Origin of the sequence: Solicola agrisoli, from assembly GCF_049059935.1 — a bacterium.
Lineage (GTDB): Bacteria > Actinomycetota > Actinomycetes > Propionibacteriales > Nocardioidaceae > JAURVT01.
The window spans coordinates 142,138-159,351 of sequence record NZ_JBMGQR010000002.1 but is presented as its reverse complement, the minus strand read 5'-3'; the positions used below and the strand labels follow the sequence as shown (position 1 = coordinate 159,351).

The following is a 17,214-nucleotide window of genomic DNA, read 5'->3' as shown; positions in this document are numbered from 1 at the left end:
GCCCCAGGTGGCATCGTGGCGTCGTGCCTCTCGACCCCTCGCAGTCCGCCGCCCTGCCCATGCGCTGGCGCACCCGCGCCCTCGCCGCCCTGCTGAAGCGGGGGCCCGGGATCGAGGACCTCGACCCGAACGAGCTGCCCGCGGCCCGCACCGCACGGGCCACGGTGCGGGCGTCGTGGGCCGGCCAGCGCGTCTACGGCCGGCTCGACCCGGCGTGCGCCGTGGCCGACCGTCGTGTCGACCTCGACGGGACCGTCGTGCGGCTGCGGATCTACCGCCCGAAGGCCAAGGTCTCGCGCTCGCTGCCGCTCGTCGTCCTGTTCCACGGCGGCGGCTGGGTGCAGGGCGACCCCGAGCAGGACGAGTGGCTGGCCAGCCGCGTCGCCACCCGCACCCAGGCCGTCGTGGTCTCGGTGGCCTACCGGCTCGCACCCGAGCACCCGTTTCCGGCAGGGGTCGACGACTGCTGGGCCGCGACCCGATGGGTGCACGAGCACGCCGACGAGCTCGGGGGCGACGCCGACCGGATGGCCGTGATGGGCGACAGCGCGGGCGGCAACCTCGCCGCCGTCGTCGCGATGCTCGCGCGCGACGCGGGCGGGCCCCGACTGCGCGCCCAGGTGCTGATCTACCCGGGCACCGAGATGATCGACGTCTTCGACTCCGAGGTCGAGCACGCGGTCGCGCCGGTGCTGACGTCGCGCGGCATGCGCACCTTCACCGCGCTCTACCTGGCGGGTCAGGACGGCACCGTGCCCACCGCCTCGCCGATCCGGGCCGAGTCGCACGCCGGCCTCGCCCCGGCCCTCGTGCAGACCGCCGGCCACGACCCGCTGAAGGACAACGGTCGCCTCTACGCCGACAAGCTCCTCGCGGCGGGGGTTCCGGTCACCTACACCTGCTACCGCGACGCCATCCACGGGTTCGCGTCGCTCCCCGGCGCCGTCCCGGCTGCCGAGCCGGCACTGGCCGAGATCGTCCGGACGCTGCGCGACGCCTTCTCGGCAGCGCAGGCCTAGCGCTCGGCGATCCGGTCGAGCCAGTCCGCGAGCAGGGCCCGCTCGGCGGCGGTGAGCACCGGGACGTCGTCGAGGCCGGCGCGCAGGGTGATCGCCGCGGTGGCGACGTCGTCGGCGTCGGTGGCGGGGCCGTCGGCGAGGATCGCGGCCGCCACGGCCTCGTACACCGAGTCGACGAGCCCGAGGTCGCGCTCGGCCGGGGCAGTGGCGAGCAGCGTGAGCACCAGGCCGGTGCCGGCGGCGTGGATCATGTCGACGGCACGGTCCTCGGGCACGGCGAGTCGTCCTGCGGAGGCGACCCGGTGCACCCGGGCCCGCAGGACGCGCATCCCGGCGGCGCCCGCGGGCGACGTCCGGGCGCGGGCGGGATCGGCGAGCAGGGTCGCCACGGCCGGGTTCGCCAGCCCGAACTCGACGTGGGTCCGCCAGCTCGCGGCGAGCTCGGCCACCGGGTCCTCGCCCCCGACGACCTTGGTGTCGACGTAGGTGGCGAGCGCGTGCTCCGCGACGGCGTCGAGCAGCCCGTCCTTGTCGCCGAACAGCCGGTAGATCGTCGGCGGCTGGGCCCCCGCGGCGGCGGCGACGGCCCGGGTGGTGACGGCAGCGGGCCCGCCCTCGCGCAGCAGGGCGGCCGCGGCCTCCACGATGGCCCCGTGGGCGCGGGTCCGGCCCGGGCTCTGGTCCACCTCGGTCATGGTCCGACGATAACGCATCGGTGATGCCATCGATAAATCAGTGATAACGTCAGAAGCGTTCCGTCGGAAACACGAGAGGACCCCCCATGATCGTCGTCACCGGTGCCACCGGACAGCTCGGCTCCCAGGTCGTCCACCACCTGCTCGACCGGCTGCCGCCCGACCAGGTGGGCGTCAGCGTCCGCGACCCCGCGCGGGCCTCCGACCTCGCCGCGCGTGGCGTGCGGGTGCGGCGCGGTGACTTCGCCGAGCCCGACACCCTCGCCGAGGCCTTCGAGGGCGCGTCGCAGGTGCTGGTCGTCTCGTCGGACACCCTCGGGGCCGAGGGGGTGGCCCTGCACCGTGCCGCCGCCGACGCGGCCCGGGACGCCGGCGCCACCCGGGTGCTCTACACCAGCCACCAGGGCGCGTCGGCAGGCTCGGTCTTCACGCCGATGCCCGACCACGCCGCGACCGAGGACCACCTGCGCACGCTCGGCACGGCCTGGACGTCGCTGCGCAACGGCTTCTACGCGAGCACCGTGCCACGGATGATCGGCGGCGCGCTCGAGACCGGGGAGCTCGCGGTCCCGGCGGACGGCCCCGTCTCGTGGACGACCCACGCCGACCTCGCCGAGGCCACCGCGGTGCTCCTCGCCGACGAGGGACTGCCCGATGGGCCCACGCCGCCCCTCACCGCCCCGGAGGCCCACGACTTCGCCGACGTGGCCCGGATGCTCGGGGACCTGACGGGGCGCACCGTCCGCCGCGTGGTCGTCGAGGACGAGGACTGGGTCCGGGGCCTGGTCGACCGCGGCGTCCCGCGCGAGCAGGCCGAGATGCTCCTGCTGCTCTTCCTCGCCTCGCGGCGCGGCGAGTTCGCGGCCACCGACCCCACGCTCGAGAAGCTGGTGGGCCGTCCCGCGACCTCGTTGCGGGAGGTCCTGGCGGCCGCGGTCTAGACCGTCAGGACCGCACGCAGCGCGGTGACGAGGGCGGCGGGATCGGTGGACTCGACGGCGCGCAGCCAGCGACGCGCCGAGGCGCCGGCGGCGTCGTCCCAGCCCCGGACGTCGGCCCCGGCGGAGCCCGGCTCGGCGAGCATCCGCACCGCCTCGTCCCGACCACCGCCGTCCCAGAGCACGCGGACGGCGGCGAGGGCGCCGAGCGTCAGGTCGAGCGAGGTGTCGCCGGCCAGGTGCACGGGACACTCGCGGTCGAGGGCGGCGTCGACGACCGCCACGGTGGCGACGGGGTCGCCGGGCGCCGGCCGGAACGCGACGCCGTGGCCCTCGGCCCCGAGCCGGTCGACGGCGTCGAGCCAGGTGGGGGTCGGGCGACCCGTGGGCGGCGCGGGCACCTCGACGGAGGCGAGGACGTCGTCGGGCAGCTCGCCGTCGAGCACCCGGACGATGCGCTCGGCGTTGCGGCCCAGGTCGTCCTCGTCGCGCAGCGCGATCGAGACCGCGAGCAGTCGCTCGCCCACGACACGGACGGCGTGCTCGAGAGCCGGACCGAGCGCGCCGGCGCCGCCGGTGACGCGCAGCGAGACGGGCGCCGTCGTGGCGGCCTCGCCGAGGGCGCGCAGGGCGGTGTCGGGCACGGTGAGGGCGCGGAGCACCGGCTCGTCCACGGTCGGCGGGTCGGCGGGCAGCGCCCCGGCGGCGACCGCTCGGGCGTCGTCCACCAGGGCCGCGACGGAGGCGGGCACGTCGGCCATCAGAGGCTGACGCCCGCGGCGTCGAGGTCGGCGCGCGTGGCGGGGACGTTGTCGGCGGAGACGGCGGCGGTGAGGTCGAGGAGCACCCGGGTCGCGAAGCCGTGGCGGGCGGCGTCGAGCGCGGTGGCGCGCACGCAGTAGTCGGTGGCGATCCCGCAGACGTCGACCGCCTCGACCCCGTGCGCGGTGAGCCACAGCGCCAGCTCGGTGCCGTCGGCGTCCACGCCCTCGAACCCGGAGTAGGCGGCCTCGTACTCGCCCTTGCGGAACACGGCCTGGAAGAGGTCGTCGCGCAGCGGCTCGTGGAGGTCGGCGCCCGGGGTGCCGACGACGCAGTGGGGTGGCCAGGAGTCGACGAAGTCGGGCTCGTCGCTGAAGTGCGAGCCGGGGTCGACGTGGTGGTCGCGGGTGGCGACGACGGTGGCGTAGCGGCCGGACGCGACCAGCTCGGCCACGCGACGGGCGACGTCGGCGCCGCCGGTCACAGCCAGCGAGCCGCCCTCGCAGAAGTCGTTCTGGACGTCGACCACGACCAGGGCGGTCGTCGGGGTGGGAGTCGCCATCGCCCCATCATGCCAAGCGCTCACCAGCCGGAGCCGAAGCACTGGAAGGAGGTGCCGCCCACCCGCGCGGACGCGGCCGCCAGCGCCGCGGCGGGCGTGGTGCCCCGGGCCATCGACGCGTGCATCGAACCCAGGACCTCGCACGCGACGTCGTCGGCGACCTCGGCGGGGGAGGCGACGACGCACCGGGCACCAGCGTGCAGCCACGCGGCCGTCATGCCCACGAGCTCCTCGCCCCAGCGGACGGTGGAGCGGCCGACCTCGCACGCCGACAGCACCACCACGTCGGGCACGGCCGGCAACCGGTCGACGTCGTGACCGAACCACGGCCCGTCGGCGAGCTCGAGACCCGAGAACAGCGGGTGGTCCGACGAGTGCCGCCCGTGGGCGGCCACGTGCAGCACGTCCGCGGTGGTGGCCAGGGCCCCGGTGCGCGCGGCCGTCGCGTCGTCGCCGAGCACCACCGCGGCGCCGGGCCAGGCCCGCGCGGCCGCCGTGACCTCCTCGGCGGCACGGGGCACGTGCGGCCCGCCCACGAACGCGGCGGACCGTGGCGGGCGAGCGGTGCGGTGCTGCCGGACGAAGACCGACGCCGAGCCGGCCACCGTCGACGTCCGGCCGACCAGCCCCGGCAGCATCGACCACGGCACCCCGGCCAGCGCGCCCGACGGCGTCAGGACGACGGGTCCGTCGGCGAGCAGGTCGGCGACGGGGGAGACGAGCCGCTCGGCCAGCGCGGCCAGCCGCTCGTCGAGCGACGCGGCCACGACGGCGGCGAGCGGACCGGTGGCGTGCGCCGCGACGACGTCGAGGTCGGCCCGGAGCCCCTCGAGCAACCGGTGGACGGGCCCGGCGTCGCCCAGGTGCACGACCCGGTCGCGGGTCGCGGTGACGACGAGCGCGTGCACCGCGTCGTCGACCACGACGTGCACGACGAGCGTGCCGTCGGCGTCCCCGAGCACGGCCCGCACCTCGTCCAGGCCGAGCGGCTCGTCGACCTGCCCCGAGCCGGGGTCGGCCCAGGCCCGGCCCCGGATGCGGTCGACGAGCGCCGCCTCGTCGGTCAGCGCGACCCCGGACCGTCGGGACGCCCGCAGCGTCGCCAGGTCGGCGGCCCCGTCGAGGTCGGCCGGTGGACGCAGCGGCGCCACGCGGGTCGCGAGCGAGCGGGCCCGCTCGGACCACTCCAGGACGACGTCCGGACGCCCGTCGGCGACGGCGAGCCGCAACCCGTGCTGGGCGAGCCGACGTCCGTGCCCGACGACCGACGTCTGCAGGTCGAGCCCGCCGAACGTCGCCTGCCAGGCGCCCAGGTCACGCAACCCCGCACGCAGGTGCCGGCGGGCGTCGGCAGGACGCCCCGCGGCCGTCGCCACCTCGGCCCGCACCTCGCGGGCGAGCAGCCGGGTGGGCAACGGGGTGCGCGCGCCGGCCCGGACGCGGTCGACCCGCGACCGCGCACCGTCCAGGTCCCCTCCGGCCAGGGCCGCCCGGGCGGCCTGCAGACCGAGCACCTCGGCGTCGGGCCTCAGCCCGTGCGCGGAGAGGTCGTCGGCGAGGGCCTCGGCCCTCGCGAGCAGTCCCGGCCCGTGGCCCCCGGCGACCACCTCCGCGGTGGTGGCGACGGCCTCGGCCCGCAGCGCCCAGCCGGTGCTGCCGAGCCCGGCCAGGCGCCGCGCGGCCCGACGGGCCACGAGCCGGGCGCGGCGTGGGTCGTCGCGGACGAGCAGCCGGGCGAGCGCGAGCTCGGCCTCGCCCTGGTGCTGGCGGGCGCGCCGCGACCCGAACGCCCGCGCGGCCCGCGTCAGCGCCTCGTCGGCCTCCCGCACCATGCCGGCGGCCGTGAGCACCTCGGCCCGGTCCTGCTCACCGACGGCCCTGGACACCGGCGAGAGCGGGGCCAGCACGGGACGCGCGGCGTCCATCAGCCGCAGCGCGGTGACGAGGTCGCCGGCGAGCAGGCTGGCGTACCCCTCGTTGTGCTGGGCGCGCGCCCGGAAGATCGCGTCGCCCGCCAGGTCGAACGCGGCGGCGGCACCCCCGAGGTCGACGACGGCGCGCGCCGACTCGCCCCGCATCAGGTGCACGTTGCCGCGGTTGAGCAGCACCACGCCGAGCTGGTGCGGGTCGGCCGCGAGCCCGTCGGCGGCCCGGGCGAGGTGCTCCAGCGCCCGGTCACCGTCTCCCGCGCGCATGTGGATCATGCCGAGCTGCCCGTGCACCAGGGCGGTGGTCGAGGCCGAGAGGCCGGTCCGGGCGCCGGCCCGCTCGCAGACGGCCAGGGCCGCCTCGAAGCTGCCCGCCTCGGTCTCGAGGTGCGCCAGCGTGACCTCCACCCGGGCCCGCACGTCCTCGTCACCGGGGTCGACGCGGGACAGCGCGGTGTCGAGGTAGCGGCGGGCGGCGGCCAGGCGGCCGGCGTTGGTCGCGGCACGTCCGCGCCGGTGCAGCTCGTCGGCGGTGAGCACGGACGGTCAGGCCGGCACGGTCGCGACCGTCATCTCCTTGCTCGTGCGTTCGAGGACCGCGGCGGTGGCCTTCTCCGCCCGGGCCACCGCGGCGTCGGCCGACGGCGTCTTCTCCGGCGTCGCGAGGTCGTCGCACAGCTGCCGGGCGAGGCGACCGGCGAGCAGGGGAGCGGCGAACGAGGTACCGCTCCAGACCGCGAACCCCGAGCTGAAGTCGTCGGGGTCGATCGCCTCGCGTCGCAGCCCGTGCGCCTGCGTGGCCGCGGCGGGGAGGAACCCGCCCTGGAACGTCGTCGGGACCGTGCTCATCACCGCGGCGCCCTTGACGTAGGTCTGCACCCACGGTCCGGTATTGCTGAACAGGGCGACCGTGCCGTTGGGGTTGAGGGCGCCCACCGACACCGGGGGCACCACGCCCGGGATGGGCGGGATCGGCGACGTGCCGCCGACCCACGGGCCGAACGCCGCGGGGAAGACCGGTCGGTCGGTCGCGTCGTTGCCGGCCGAGCAGACCACGACGGTGCCGCAGGCGCCGAGCACCCCGAGCAGCTCGGAGAACGTCTGGTCGACGAGGGCGTCGTCGGCGGGGGTCTCGTGGTAGTAGCCCATCGACAGGCTCAGCACGTCGAGCAGGTGGCCGCCCGGCTGGTCGTCGTAGGCCAGCGACACCATCGTCGTGATGCGCGTGAGGGCGAGGAGCAGGTCGCTCTCGCGGATCGCGCCCTCCGAGGTGACGATCCGCCAGGCGAGCAGCTGGGCGTCCGGGCACTGCTGGTGGACGAGGCCGGCGATGAAGGTGCCGTGCCCCGACAGCTCGTCGAGCGCACCGTCGAGCGGGCCCATCAGGTCGCCGTGGTCCTCGGGTGCGGTGAGCGGGTCGTCGTACCCGATGGTCTCGCCGGCCGACTGCACGGCGCGGTCGACGACGTCCCCGCCCAGCCAGTCGTGCGCGCCGCACCCGGTGTCGAGCAGCCCGACGACGACGCGGCGGCCCGGCACGGGGTCGGGCTGCCGGACGGGCTGCGGGCCCACGTAGGCGACGGGCTGCAGGCCGCCGCTGCCGGCCCGGGCGTAGCTCTCGGTGCCCTCGCCGTGCGACCCGTGGTACGGGTGGGAGCCGTGGTACGGCGCCGGTTGGAACGCCCCCGACTGCACCACGTGGTCGAGGCCGACGCCGCGCAGCGCCTCCCGTCCGGCGAGGGCGCGGGCCCGCTGCAGCAGCACCCACGCATCGGGCACCGTCGCCACCCCGCCGGGCACGGCGGTGATGACCAGGCGCTGCACCCCGAGCTCGCCCGTGGCCCACGGCAGTCGTTCGGCGCGCCGGAGCCGGCTCCGTGTCCGCTCGGGCTCGGGCACCCGCGCCGCGGTGAAGGTGGGGTCGGGGGCGACCGTCCAGGACAGGCCCTTGGCGGCCCGCTCGAGCAGGGCGATCGTCGCTGCCTCGTCGACCAGCGTCGAGAGCACCAGCGTCGCGCCGACGTAGGCGGTGGGACGGGGCTCCACCCCCTCGACGACGACCGAGGTCGACGGGTCGAGCAGGCGCCCGCCGATCGAGTCGAGGACCTCGCGGGTGGGGAGGTCGGGCTCGCGGGCCAGCAGGGCCTCGCGACGGGGCTGGGTGACGGGGGCGGGCTTGTCGTTGGCCATCGGTGGGTCCTCAGATCGCGAAGGAGGGGGTGGCGAGCAGCGGCCCGTCGCCGCCGGTGGGCGTGAGCCAGAGCCGGCTGGGGCCGGGGGTCACGCGGGGGAGCTCGAAGCGGCCGCGCTCGTCGACCACGGCCTCGTAGGTGGTGCCGGCCTGCCGCAGCCGGGCGGTCATGGGCATCGCCGGAGCGACCCACCCGTCGACGCGACGGCCTCCGTCGACGTCGGCGATGCGCAGGAGCAGGTGCGTCTCGGTGCCGTCGAAGGCGTAGGTGGAGCGGGGGCCGTCTCCCCGGACGGCCGTCTGCTGGTCCTCGACGAGCACCAGGAGCTCGTGCTCGGCGTCGAGGTCGTCCAGCGCGATCTCGACCAGCACCCGCTCGGCGAGGCCGTCGGGGACGGGGTCGCGCCGGCGCCAGAGGTCGGCGACCTCGCGCAGCAGCTCGTCGTCGTCCATCACGCACCGACCCCGTCCGCGGCGAGCTCGGCCCGCAGCTTGTCCAGGCAGCGACGACGGGTGGGCCCGATGCTGCCGACGGGCATCTGCAGCACCTCGGCGAGACCCGCGTAGTCGGGACGCTGGTCGAACGCGACCACCCGGATCAGCCGGACGCAGCGCTCGGACAGCCGGTGCACGCAGCGCCACAGACGGTCGTGCTCGTCGGCCTCGAGCGCGTCGGACTCGGCGGACCTGGCGTCGGGGACGCGGCGCGCGAGCTCGTCGTCCTCCACCGGGCGCGCCCTGCCCTCGGCCTTCGCGACCCGCCACGCCTCACGCCTGGCCGTCGTGGTGAGCCACGACCCGACGGCGCGGGGGTCGCTGACGCTGTCGCCCCGGCGCACCAGCGTCATCCAGGTCGACTGCACGACGTCCTCGGCCCGCGCCTCCTCCAGTCCCGCGGCCCGCACGACGTGCCACAGCACCGGCGTCAGCGCGCGGACCAGCCGGTCGAGCGCCGCCGGCTCGCCGTCGCGCCACGCGGTGAAGTCGGCGGCGGCCGACGACCACAGGTCGGGCTCGTCGGACGGTGGGACTCGCGTGGCTGGCTCGGGCATCGACGTCGGCATCCTGGTCATACGAGGAAGGACTGTCCCGAGGTCCGCCTGATACATCCATCAGGTGCACAGCAAGGTAGCGCCTGCCGCACGCGCGTGTCATCGGTCTGCGGGCTGCTCAGTCCCGCTTGGGTCGGTATCGGGTGTTCGTCCTCGGTCTCCGGTACGGATCGAGGCGCGCGGGTGGGACGAACGCCGGCCGTCTGTCGTCGGTGTCGAAGGTGATGGTCCATCCGTCGTCGTGGACGGTGCGGTGGTGGAACGGGCAGAGCAGGACGCCGTCGTCCAGATCCGTGCTGCCGCCGTGGGACCAGGGTTCGCGTGCGTGGTGGGCCTCGGTCCAGGACGGTGGGCGGTCGCAGTCGGGGAACGCACAGCCGCCGTCGCGGTGGGCCAGGGCCAACCGCTGGGCCCGGTTGAACAATCTCTGGGTGCGGCCCAGGTCGAGGGGCAGGGACGCTCCGCCGAGGACCTGGGGAATGATCCCGGCCCGGCAGGCGGCCCGGCGGACCTCGCCGGCGGACATGCGCTGGCCGGTCGAGGTGGTGCCGACGCCGGTGCCGGTGGCCAGCGTGTCCAGGTCGACGTTCACGGTCACGACGAGTCCACTGCCGCCGGCGTCGGGGAGCCCGTCGGTGGGCAGGTGCTCGACCAGTGAGGTGAACGCCCGGCCTTGGCGCTGGGAGTAGGTGAGGTCCTCGGCGGCCTGCCCGTGGTCGAGGTGGCGGCGGCGGGGTGCGGTGAACCGGTCGAGGGCGTGCTTGAGGAACCCGGCCTGGGCTTCGGGGAGGCGGAAGCGGCCGACCCAGGTGCCGTCGGCCTGGTCCTGCATCCAGAACTCCGACCGGGCGTACGCGTCGCGTTCGCGGTCGCGCACGAGCTGGCCCTCGTCGACGTCGACCTGGTCGGCCGGCTTGAAGACGTCGGTGATCCGGTCGGCCCGGCGTCGCAGGTCGGGCATCGTCAGGGTCTGTGCGTCCTCGATCAGCGCCCGCTCGCACCGGACCCTCGTGACCTCAGGCAGCTGTTCGGGGAGCCCTGCGACGGTCCTGGCGATCAGGGCAGCCTGGTCCTTGGTCACCCGACCCTTCGCGAGGGCGTTCTCGGTGGTCCTGGCCTTCTCGAGGTCATCGCCCAGATGCACGTCACGCGCGGCCGCGTGGCGGTCGCCACCGAACTGGCCGGCCATCAGCGACCCGGTTGACGTCGCACCGGCCTTCTGAGCCGCACCCGAGTGGTGGACGGCCCGCGTCGCGGCCACCGCGTGCGCCGACACCCGAGCCTGCACCCGCGCCCACCGGGCCGCGACCTGCGTCGCATCCTCTGCGGACAGCCCGTCGAACACCGACAGGTCGCCTCCATCGAGGGCGATCTCGACCGCCGCGAGCACCGCGAACGCGGGGTGCTCGGTGAGCGGGAGAGCGGTGACCGTCATGGACTCATTTTACGACAGTCGAACACACGTTCGCAACGGTGTGGACGTGGAGCGGCCCGAACGCCGCTCGACGGACCGAACGCTGCGGGTTGTCCACAATCGCCCCGCGGCGCCTCGCCGGACCGCCTGCTGATCCGCCTGGCTGGTTCGCGAGCGACGGGCCGGCCGTCGGCCCGACTACACGTCGAGCCGGGCGACCCTCCTCGTGATCCCGGAGTCCGTCCGCTCGAGGAACACGATGTGGCCGAACTCCAGCTCCCACCAGTCCTCGGTGTTCTCGGTCAGGGGCTCGGAGGCGAAGATGACGGACGTGGCCTCGTCGACGTCGCACACGTCGACGTCGTAGGACGTCTCGTAGTTCTCGAAGTCGCGGCCGGTGAGCATGTACATCGGCTCCAGGAGCATGCCGAGCGCGTAGTCGTCGGTGCCCGGTCCGGACGTCAGCAGCTCCCTCCAGTCGCCCTCCGGAGCGGTCTCGCCGTGGTGCCCCGAGCCGACGTTGACGCCGATGATCCGGTGGGGGGCGACCAGGGCGATCTTCAGCTTGGTGAGTGCCACGAGGTCGAGCTTCTCCATCGCGCCGACGATGAGCCCGAGCAAGGTCTCGAACGCGCGCTGGACGTCGTCGTCGCTGTCGCCGTCGAGCAGCGACAGCAGCAGGACGTAGACGAACTCGGTGTCGGTCGTGCCCCGCATCTGCTCGAGGTACCGGTCCGCGCAGTGGGGCAGCAGCTCGCGCTGCAGGACCCTCCAGCTCGGCACGTCGCCGTTCTGGGCGATGATCCAGGGCGTCCCCTGGTAGGAGAACGGGTGGCAGTTCTCGTCCGTCACGACGGCGGCCGCGTCGTAGTCCGCCGCTCTCACGTGCGCGAGCAGGGTGTTGGCCCGCAGGCTCGGGATGATCCGCTGCACGTTGTCGTCGTAGAACGCTGCGGTCGGTCGCCGGTAGATCAGTGGTGTGTCGGGCTCCAGCAGGTGCTCGCTCCAGGCACCGAACCCCCAGCCCGCGAGCTGCAGCAGCGGGTGACGCTCGGGATCCAGGGTCTGGTTGATCAGGCTGTTCCCGGGCTCGAGGAGCAGGCTCCCCAGCGGGAGCTCGGGGCCGACGTAGGCGAGGACTCGACACACAGGGGTCACCCTAGGGCTCCGGCACCGCCGTCCGCCCCGGTCGGCCTCGCCTGGCCCACCCGTCCACCGGGATGTCGGCGTCGAATGTCTTGTGTGCAAGATGTTGGTGGGAGAGGATGACCGTCATGGTGGACCACGTGGACGACGTCGGCGGTGAGGAGACCGCGGTCGACTTCGAGTCCGACGACATCGCGACGTCGTGCCCGCACTGCCCGGACTGGCACCGGGAGGTCGCCTTCGACCGCGGCGTCGAGGTGTCGCGCGAGTGGCACGCGCCCGGGTGCCCCGTGGTCGTCAACTGGCTCTGACCGGCGCAGCGCTCGCGGGGATCCTCAGGCGCGCTCGTAGGTGAGCACGACGACGCCGATCTCGTGGACGCGTGACGCGACGAGGCGCCAGACGGACGGGTCGAACGCGCCGTCGACGAGGGGGATGCCCGCGCCGAGGACGACGGGGTTGAGCTTGAGCACGAGCCGGTCGACCTCCGGAGCGAGCGCGCCGGCCAGGCGTCCACCGCCGCACAGCCAGATGTCGCCGCCCGGCTCGGCCTTCAGGCGGCGGACGAACGCGAGCGGGTCCTCGTCGACGACCTGGACCCCCGGGTGGTCCTCGGCGCGGAGCGTGGAGGAGAACACGTACTGCGTCAGGTGGGCGTACGGGCTCTCGATGCCCGCGTCGATCGCCGGCTGAAACGTGCCCCGTCCCATCAGGACGGTGTCCCACCGGGTCCCGGGAGGGGTGCTGCCGGTGGCCTGGTGGAACGCGGTCGGGAACCCGTCGCCCCACTCGCTCGCGAGCGCGCCGAGGTACTCCTGGTCCATCGGGAACGAGTCGAACGACCCGTCGGGGCCGGCGATCCTCCCGTCGAGGCTGACGGCGACGAAGTAGACGAGCGAGCGCTGGGTCATGACGCCATGGTGGCAGCCCTGGCGTCCTCGGCGATCAGGTCGCCGTTGATGGCCGCGCCCGCCATCAGCCCCTGCCCGGCCGCCACCACCACCTGGGCCATCGCGTTGGCGACGTTGCCCGCCACCCACACGCCCGGCACCTCGGTGGCGCCCATCGGGTCGGCGACCACCTGGCTGCCGATGACGTGGCCGGCCACCTCGAGGTCGGACGTCGTGACGCCGAGGTCGGCGAGCGGGCCTGGACGGGCGAGGAACCGCGGGGCGACGACGAGCGCCTGCATCGGGACCACCTCGCCGGAGACCAGACGCACGCCGGTCAGCCGGCCGTCCGTGCGCTCGACCGCGGCGACCTCGCCCTCGACCACCCGCACCCCGCGGGCTGCCAGCTGCTCACGCTCCTCGCCGGTGAGGGCGGGGCCGGTGTGCTGGAGCAGGACGACGTCGTCGCTCAGCTGGCGGAACATCAGGGCCTTGTGGGAGGTCATGGGTCCGGTCGACAGCACGCCGACCGCCTGGTCGCGCACCTCGTAGCCGTGGCAGTACGGGCAGTGCAGGACGTCGCTGCCCCAGCCCTCGGCCAGGCCGGGGAGGTCGGGCAGCTCGTCGACGAGGCCCGTCGCACCCAGGAGGCGCCGCGCGCGCACCGACCGACCGTCGGCGAGGCCGAGCCCGAACCCGCCGTCGGTGCGGCTCGCCGACGTCACCTCGCCGTCCACCACGTGCGCGCCGTACCCCTCGGCCTCGGTGCGTCCGATCGCCACCAGCTCGGTGGGGGACGTCCCCTCGCGTCCCAGGTAGTTGTGCACCCCGTCGGCCGGTGCGTTGCGGGGCGAGCCCGCGTCCACCACCAGCACCGAGCGCCGTGAGCGCGCCAGCGCCACCGCCCCGCTCAGGCCGGCTGCGCCGCCACCGATGACCACCACGTCGTATGTCTCGTCCATGCCCCGACGATGCGTCAGCCCGTGCGGTATTGACAAGCATCGTTGCCGAAGTGGCAAGATCAGCGCATGGACGACGACTCCGACCTCGACGACGTGCTCGGCTCGGTCGGCCCGCGCCTGCGCGCGCTCCGGCTCGAGCGGGGCGCCACCCTGGCCCAGCTCTCCTCCACCACGGGCATCTCGGTAAGCACCCTGTCGCGCCTGGAGTCCGGCGGACGGCGTCCGACCCTCGAGCTGCTGCTCCCGCTGGCCCGCGCCCACCAGGTGCCGCTCGACGAGCTCGTCGACGCCCCTGCCACCGGCGACCCCCGCGTGCACCAGCGCCCGATCCGCAAGGGCGGGCAGACGATCATCCCGCTGACGCGACGACCGGGCGGGGTGCAGGCCTACAAGTTCGTCATCCCTCCGTCCACCCGCCGCACCGAGCCCGAGCAGCAGGTGCACGAGGGCTACGAGTGGCTGTACGTGCTCTCCGGACGCATCCGGCTGCTCCTCGGCGAGCACGACATCGAGCTGGGGCCGGGCGAGGTGGTCGAGTTCGACACCCGCGTGCCGCACTGGTTCGGCGTGATCGGCACCGAGCCCGCCGAGATCCTCAGCCTCTTCGGGCCGCAGGGGGAACGCATGCACGTCCGGGCCAAGTCCCGTTAGTCTGGCCAGCCGACCGGCGGACCAAACCCCTGGAGCCACGCATGCACGGCAGGACCGGACGCGTCACCGGTGCGATCGGCCCCGGTCTCGTGGGCGAGGTCATGGTGGCGGTGCGCGGGGGAGTCGAGGCGTTCTACGCCTACCCCTACGTCCCCGGTGACCAGATGGCCGTGGGCGACACCGTCCTGGTGATGGAGTACGACCCGCCCCGCAGCGTCCGCGTCGCGCCGACGTCCTAGACCCGACCCTCAACGGAAAGCTGGACCCATGCCCGGTTTCGTCATCCCGGTGGCCGTCGGCCTCGGTGTCGTCCTCGTCCTCGTGCTGCTCCTCAAGACCGTGTGGCGGGTGGCCGAGCCCAACGAGGCGCTGATCATCTCGGGCCTGGGCGCCCACGGCGACAACGGCACGCGGCTCGACAGCCTGGCGTTCAAGATCGTCGTCGGCCGCGGCACGATGGTGATCCCGGGGTTCCAGACGGTCCGCCGGCTGCCGCTCGACATCCGCTCCACGGGCATGGAGGTCGACGCGGTCTCCAACCAGTCGATCCCGCTGAAGGTGCGCGGCGTCGTCGCCTACAAGATCGGCGACGACCTGTCCTCGATCGCCAACGCGGCCCGCCGCTTCCTGGAGCAGTCCGCCGAGGAGATGCAGTCGACGATCCACGAGCTGTTCGCCGGTCACCTGCGCGCCATCGTCGGCGGCATGACCGTCGAGGAGATGCTCCACAACCGCGAGGTCCTCACCGCCAACATCCGCACCTCGCTCGCCGACGACCTGCAGAAGCTCGGTCTCGTCGTCGACTCCCTGCAGATCCAGGAGATCAACGACAGCTCCAACTACATCGCCAACCTCGGCAAGCCGCAGGCCGCCGACGTCGAGGCCAAGGCGCGCATCGCCGCCGCGGCGCGCAACCAGGACGCCACCGCCGCCGAGCAGGCGGCCAACGCCAACAACGCCCAGGCCGTCCGCGACTCCCGCATCAAGCAGGAGGGCTACCAGGCCGAGGTCGACACCGCCGCGAACGAGGCCGCGCAGGCGGGCCCGCTCGCCGAGGCCAGGGCCCGCCGCGAGGTCGTCCGCGCCGAGACCGAGACCGCCGAGCTCGACGCGCAGCGCACCGACCGCACGCTCGACTCGACGGTCCGCAAGCCCGCCGACGCCGCCGCCTACCAGGCCCGCGTCACCGCCGAGGGCGAGCGCGACGCCCGCATCGCGGCCGCGCAGGGCCAGGCCCAGGAGACCACGCTGGGCGGTGCGGCCGACGCCGAGGCGATCAAGCTCAGGGGCCAGGCCGAGGCCGCCGCGATCCAGGCCAAGGGCGAGGCCGAGGCCGCCGGCATCAAGGCGCGCGCCGAGGCGCTCGCGGTCAACTCCGACGCGGTCGTCGCCCAGCAGATGGCCGAGAACTACCCGGCCATCGTCACCGCGGCGGCGTCGTCGTTCGAGAAGGTCGGCACGATGGTCGTGCTGAACGGTGCCGACGGCGTCGAGGACATGCTGGGCAAGGCCATGACGATGGGCGGCGCCGGCTTCGGGCTGGCACGCCAGCTGATGGACTCGATCGGCGGCGCCCGGCCCGAGACGTCCGCGACGCCCGCCGAGCAGAACGGCGACGAGGCCCCGGCGCCGACGGCCTAGCGGCCGCCGACGTACTGCGTCTCGATCGCGGGCTCGCCCCGCGACAGCTGACGGGCGCGGTCGGGCAGCTCGGCGAGCGAGGCCTGCAGGCGTGCGCGTGCGTCGTCCAGGGTCGAGTGGTCGACGCGCACGCCGTCCTCGACGAGCGGCACGAGCAGCGCGCGGTCGTCGCCGTCGTCCTCCGGCGGCACGCCGATGCCCACGACCTCGGCCTCGGCGGTGCCGCGGGCGTCGCGGCGGCGCAGCGCGTACTTGCGTCCGCCGACCGAGGCCTTGTCCTTGCTGCGCTTGGCCACCGAGACCAGCTCCGAGCCGGGCTCGTCACCGCCGCGCGCCACCAGCTTGTAGACGAACCCGCAGGTCGGGTGGCCGGAGCCGGTGACGAGCTTCGTGCCCACGCCGTAGCCGTCGACGGGCGCGGCGGCGAGCGCGGCGATCGCGTGCTCGTCGAGGTCGCTCGTGACGGTGATGCGTGTGCCCGTGGCACCGAGCTCGTCGAGCTGGCGGCGGACGGTGCCGGCCATCTCCAGCAGGTCGCCGGAGTCCAGGCGCACCGCGCCGAGCCCGGTGCCGGCCACGTCGACGCCGATGCGTACGGCCTCCGCGACGTCGTAGGTGTCGACGAGCAGGGTGGTGCCCGTGCCGAGCGACTCGACCTGCGCAGTGAAGGCCTGGCGCTCGGTGTCGTGCAGCAGGGTGAAGGAGTGGGCGCTCGTGCCGACCGTCGGGATGCCGTGCGCCGCACCCGCGGCGAGGTTGGACGTCGAGGCGAACCCGGCGACGTACGCCGCCCGCGCGGCCGCGACGGCCGCGCCCTCGTGCGTGCGGCGCGAGCCCATCTCGATGCACGGACGGGTGCCGGCTGCCCCGGCCATCCGGGCCGCCGCGGACGCGATGGCCGAGTCGTGGTTGAGGATCGACAGCACCACCGTCTCCAGCACGACGGCCTCGGCGAACGTGCCCTCCACGACGAGCACGGGCGACCCGGGGAAGTAGACCTCGCCCTCGGCGTACCCCCACACGTCGCCGGAGAAGCGGTAGTCGGCCAGCCAGTCGAGCGTCGGGGCGTCGACGATCGCGCGGTCGCGCAGGAACGTCAGGGCGGCGTCGTCGAAGCGGAACGCCTCGATCGCGTCCAGCACGCGACCGAGCCCGGCGACCACGCCGTAGCGGCGGCCGCTGGGCAGACGGCGGGCGAAGACCTCGAACACCGAGCGGCGGTGGGCCGTCCCGTTCGCCAGCGACGCCTGCAGCATCGTCAGCTCGTACTGGTCCGTCAGCAGCGCGGTGGACGTCACCGCCACAGCGTAGGGCGTGGGCAGCAGGAAGCCTGGGGTCCGTCCCTCCCCCCGGACGGGACGGA

Annotated in this window: 18 protein-coding genes; 6 read left to right on the top strand and 12 right to left on the bottom strand. The window is 74.7% G+C overall.

The features are described 5' to 3' along the window. The first annotated feature begins 23 nt into the window (after positions 1–23). Positions 24–1,019: an alpha/beta hydrolase gene (locus tag ACI6PP_RS01880; RefSeq protein ID WP_421108583.1), complete on the top strand. Its 996-nt coding sequence runs from the start codon at positions 24–26 to the stop codon at positions 1,017–1,019. Here the strand turns inward: ACI6PP_RS01880 and ACI6PP_RS01875 are convergent. Next, a complete protein-coding gene (locus ACI6PP_RS01875; RefSeq protein WP_421108582.1) occupies positions 1,016–1,714 on the bottom strand; it encodes a TetR/AcrR family transcriptional regulator in 699 nt (232 codons plus the stop codon). The genes ACI6PP_RS01880 and ACI6PP_RS01875 overlap by 4 nt on opposite strands. 86 nt (positions 1,715–1,800) lie before the next feature. On the opposite strand from ACI6PP_RS01875, the gene ACI6PP_RS01870 reads away from it, so the two are divergent. After that, positions 1,801–2,655: an NAD(P)H-binding protein gene (locus ACI6PP_RS01870; protein ID WP_421108581.1), complete on the top strand. Its 855-nt coding sequence runs from the start codon at positions 1,801–1,803 to the stop codon at positions 2,653–2,655. Here ACI6PP_RS01870 and ACI6PP_RS01865 read toward each other — a convergent pair. From ACI6PP_RS01865 to ACI6PP_RS01830, 8 genes are all read right to left on the bottom strand, one after another. Beyond that, entirely contained in the window at positions 2,652–3,404 is a 753-nt protein-coding gene (locus ACI6PP_RS01865) for a hypothetical protein (protein WP_421108580.1), read from the bottom strand. The genes ACI6PP_RS01870 and ACI6PP_RS01865 overlap by 4 nt on opposite strands. Positions 3,405–3,412: 8 nt before the next feature. Next, on the bottom strand, positions 3,413–3,976 hold the full coding sequence (locus ACI6PP_RS01860) for an isochorismatase family protein (RefSeq protein ID WP_421108579.1): 564 nt from the start codon (positions 3,974–3,976) through the stop codon (positions 3,413–3,415). A gap of 20 nt (positions 3,977–3,996) precedes the next feature. Continuing rightward, positions 3,997–6,444 carry a CHAT domain-containing protein gene (locus tag ACI6PP_RS01855; protein WP_421108577.1) on the bottom strand — a complete coding sequence of 816 codons (2,448 nt, stop codon included), beginning with the start codon at positions 6,442–6,444 and terminating at the stop codon, positions 3,997–3,999. 6 nt (positions 6,445–6,450) lie between these two features. Beyond that, on the bottom strand, positions 6,451–8,094 hold the full coding sequence (locus ACI6PP_RS01850; RefSeq protein ID WP_421108575.1) for a S8 family serine peptidase: 1,644 nt from the start codon (positions 8,092–8,094) through the stop codon (positions 6,451–6,453). Positions 8,095–8,104: 10 nt separating this feature from the next. Further along, positions 8,105–8,548 carry a hypothetical protein gene (locus ACI6PP_RS01845; RefSeq protein WP_421108574.1) on the bottom strand — a complete coding sequence of 148 codons (444 nt, stop codon included), beginning with the start codon at positions 8,546–8,548 and terminating at the stop codon, positions 8,105–8,107. Beyond that, the gene (locus ACI6PP_RS01840) at positions 8,548–9,147 is read right to left on the bottom strand and encodes an RNA polymerase sigma factor (protein ID WP_421108572.1); all 600 of its coding nucleotides are present in this window, start codon (positions 9,145–9,147) and stop codon (positions 8,548–8,550) included. Before ACI6PP_RS01840 ends, ACI6PP_RS01845 begins: the two co-directional genes overlap by 1 nt. 118 nt (positions 9,148–9,265) lie before the next feature. Further along, entirely contained in the window at positions 9,266–10,582 is a 1,317-nt protein-coding gene (locus ACI6PP_RS01835) for an HNH endonuclease signature motif containing protein (RefSeq protein ID WP_421108570.1), read from the bottom strand. 177 nt (positions 10,583–10,759) lie between these two features. Continuing rightward, positions 10,760–11,710 (bottom strand): class II glutamine amidotransferase, encoded by a 951-nt coding sequence (locus ACI6PP_RS01830; protein ID WP_421108568.1) that lies wholly within the window; start codon positions 11,708–11,710, stop codon positions 10,760–10,762. Between the two features lie 125 nt (positions 11,711–11,835). On the opposite strand from ACI6PP_RS01830, the gene ACI6PP_RS01825 reads away from it, so the two are divergent. After that, entirely contained in the window at positions 11,836–12,018 is a 183-nt protein-coding gene (locus tag ACI6PP_RS01825) for a hypothetical protein (RefSeq protein ID WP_421108566.1), read from the top strand. A 24-nt stretch (positions 12,019–12,042) separates the two neighbouring features. Here the strand turns inward: ACI6PP_RS01825 and ACI6PP_RS01820 are convergent, their stop codons facing one another. Then, on the bottom strand, positions 12,043–12,618 hold the full coding sequence (locus tag ACI6PP_RS01820; RefSeq protein WP_421108564.1) for a dihydrofolate reductase family protein: 576 nt from the start codon (positions 12,616–12,618) through the stop codon (positions 12,043–12,045). Then, a complete protein-coding gene (locus ACI6PP_RS01815; protein WP_421108563.1) occupies positions 12,615–13,559 on the bottom strand; it encodes an NAD(P)/FAD-dependent oxidoreductase in 945 nt (314 codons plus the stop codon). The genes ACI6PP_RS01820 and ACI6PP_RS01815 overlap by 4 nt, the downstream gene beginning before the upstream one ends. Positions 13,560–13,625: 66 nt before the next feature. Here ACI6PP_RS01815 and ACI6PP_RS01810 point away from each other — a divergent pair, with 66 nt between their 5' ends. The 3 genes from ACI6PP_RS01810 to ACI6PP_RS01800 are packed head-to-tail and all read left to right on the top strand — an operon-like array spanning position 13,626 to position 15,851. Further along, entirely contained in the window at positions 13,626–14,210 is a 585-nt protein-coding gene (locus tag ACI6PP_RS01810; protein ID WP_421108561.1) for a helix-turn-helix domain-containing protein, read from the top strand. A gap of 41 nt (positions 14,211–14,251) precedes the next feature. After that, entirely contained in the window at positions 14,252–14,449 is a 198-nt protein-coding gene (locus tag ACI6PP_RS01805) for a hypothetical protein (RefSeq protein WP_421108559.1), read from the top strand. 28 nt (positions 14,450–14,477) lie between these two features. After that, positions 14,478–15,851 (top strand): flotillin family protein, encoded by a 1,374-nt coding sequence (locus ACI6PP_RS01800; protein ID WP_421108558.1) that lies wholly within the window; start codon positions 14,478–14,480, stop codon positions 15,849–15,851. Here the strand turns inward: ACI6PP_RS01800 and ACI6PP_RS01795 are convergent. Then, on the bottom strand, positions 15,848–17,149 hold the full coding sequence (locus ACI6PP_RS01795) for a nicotinate phosphoribosyltransferase (RefSeq protein ID WP_421108556.1): 1,302 nt from the start codon (positions 17,147–17,149) through the stop codon (positions 15,848–15,850). The genes ACI6PP_RS01800 and ACI6PP_RS01795 overlap by 4 nt on opposite strands. Between the last annotated feature and the right edge of the window lie 65 nt (positions 17,150–17,214).